The organism is Variovorax sp. P4_B10 (genome assembly GCF_056402375.1).
This window is the reverse complement of sequence record NZ_JBFUHN010000169.1, coordinates 1-2,719: the sequence shown is the minus strand read 5'-3', so window position 1 is coordinate 2,719 and position 2,719 is coordinate 1. Positions and strand designations below refer to the sequence as shown.

Annotated in this window: 1 protein-coding gene; it reads left to right on the top strand. The window is 54.0% G+C overall.

Annotated elements, in window-relative coordinates; genetic code table 11:
* Positions 1-247: 247 nt before the first annotated feature.
* On the top strand, positions 248-2,719 hold a 2,472-nt coding region (locus tag AC1DXX_RS33250), incomplete at its 3' end, for a DUF6531 domain-containing protein (protein WP_478138459.1).

Genomic DNA, 2,719 nt, shown 5'->3' with positions numbered 1-2,719 from the left:
GTCGTTCACCGACAACAGCGGCCCCGGAGAATTGCGAACTTACATTTTAAATTCGTTAGTGGAAATGACCGTGCCATCGATTTGTCGTTGTCTGCGTGTGGCCTTTCGGCTAGCCTGAAACAACTTGTACAGAGTGCGCTGCGTGGCTGTGCAAGTCGCCTCAAGGGTGAAGGGCCATCCAAGAAATACTAACTATCGCGGCGCACGGATGCTCAGATGGGCAAAAGAAAACATGAGGGAGCGTGAGATGAGGGTGTTGAATTTTTTTCTTCAGCTTGGGCAGTTATTTACTACCCTCCGGCCAATAAATCGGTTTCATTCGCCGAATAGGCGGCGCGTCACGCTCCGTTGGTCATTTTTCCTGCTTGGAATTTTGGGATTTGGAGGGGCGGCAGCTTCATTTCCCACTGGTGTTCGGTATTTCTTATCCGACCCTTACTCCTCCCATTACGGCTATGCTACGGCGCAGGAGCTGTGTGATGACTATAAAGAAGTATTTAATAAAGCCGAAAGCAATTTTCAAATTATCAAATCAACCGCCAATGGGCCTGAGGGAGGCTTTTCTGAGAGTTGTTTAATTTCGCAGGTGTATTTAGGACCACCAGATCCTGTAACCGGTACCAATCCTGGCGACGTTTCTTCCGGCCTACTTGATGTCTGGACTAATCCATCATGTCCTAGCAATTCAATAATGAGCACCTATGGAAATCCGCAAACCTGCTCTTGCAGAGGCGGTTTTTTCGAGTTGGCCGGGATGTGCGTTGCAAATACTCCGAAAACGGCCAATCAATGTGAAATTCCTCCTGTCGGATTCAGGGTAGGGCATCCAATTTTGCCAGCCTCAGGTGAAAAATATCGGTCGGAAGTTGATTTTTCAGATAACGGCGCCGCTCCTTTAATTTTTTCACGTATCTATCGAAGCAGTTGGGGAAACGACAACACGCGAAAATCTGGCGTGCTAAGTCGAGGCTGGATGCACAATCACAGCACGAAGCTGGAAGCAACTCCGAAGGTGAATCCGAATGCGGTCACCATTACCTTTTCCGACGGAGATGTTCGCGTTTTCGCAAAGGCGCCGGACTCGTCTAATTGGGTCGGGGCTCACGGCACGGACTCGCTTATCCAATCAGGCGATGGCGCATGGGCCTATCGAAATAACGATAGCGGTGATGTATTCAATTTCAATGCGTCCGGTTTATTGCAGACCCAGGTCGCCCGGAACGGGTGGGCGACAGCCTACACCTACAACGCAGCGGGCTTGTTAGCGACCGTGATCAACGGTTTCGGTCGGACGCTGACTCTTGCATACAACGATGCGAGGCAACTGACCTCTGTCGTGACTCCTGATGGCCGTACCGTGGCCTATAGCTATGACAGTGCTGGACGCTTGTTTTCGGTTACTTATCCTGATGGGAAAAGTCGTTCTTTCGTATATGAAAACACGGCCCTCCCCGGGGCGTTGACCGGCATCCTCGATGAATCTGGCGTCCGGTTCGCCACGTTCGCCTATGAGTCGGCCTTCGGGCGCGCAATCAGCACGGAACTGGCCGGCGGGGCGGATCGTTACGAGGTTTCTTACAACGGGGGGAGCCCGTATCGCCAGGTGCATATCACTGATCCCCTTGGGACGTCCCGGGCTTACTTCTACGGGACTGCCCAAGACAAATTGGCAGTGGTGGGAAGTTCGGGAGTATCTGGACAGAAGGGAGGGAGAGAGGCGTATCAACGTACTCAGGACGTCAATGGCTTGGTCACGTCGGAAATTGACTTCAAGAACTCGGTGACCACGACGAGTTGGGATGTTGCTCGCGGTTTGCCGACCGTGGTCACCCGTGCGTCAGGAACGCCTGAGGCTCAGACCACGACGACGCAATGGCATCCGATCTTCGCTTTGCCGGTGCTCAAAACGGAAGCGGGTCGCGGCACTGCATACACATACGACACATACGGCAACCTGCTGTCCCAAACGGTCACTGACACCGCAACCGGCAAGGCCCAGCTTTGGCAATGGACTTACAACGCCTTGGGGTTGGTCATTAGCGAAACCGAGCCTAACGGTGCAGTGAACAGTTACGTCTACGACGCAATCGGCAACCGCACAAAGTCAACCAATGCGCTGGGCCACGAAACGCTATATGGCTATGACAACGCTAATCGCCTCATCAGCCGCACGGGCCCCAATGGCTTAGTCACCACATACAGTTATGACGCTCGTGATCGTTTGTTGGCCCAAACGGCAGGTGGCCTGCAATCCGCCTCATTCACATATAAGCCGTTCGGCGGCGTTGAGACCGTCACACTGCCCCAGGGCCTCGTGTTGAGCTACACCTACGATGACGCGCACCGCGTCACTGGCTGGAGCAACAACCGAGGCGAGTCGGGAGCCTACACCCTCGATGCGATGGGGAACCGGACGACCGAACAGGTCAAGGACACCGCTGGAAGCGTGGCATGGAAGATCGAACGCCTCATAAATGTGAGCCTCAACCGGCCGAATTCCGAAGTTGAAGGTCCGAATTGGGGGCGGACGTTTGAATATGATGAAAACGGCGATCTGAAAGCAGTCAGCGAGGGTGGAAGCTGGAGTCTTCTACTTGAACGCGACGGTCTGCGCCGGGCCAAAGCCATCAGCGACGGCGCTTTTTCCAACGCCACGCTGAAATACAACGCCCTCGGTGCCGCCATCGAAGTCAAGGATTTCAACGGCGTGGCTACAACC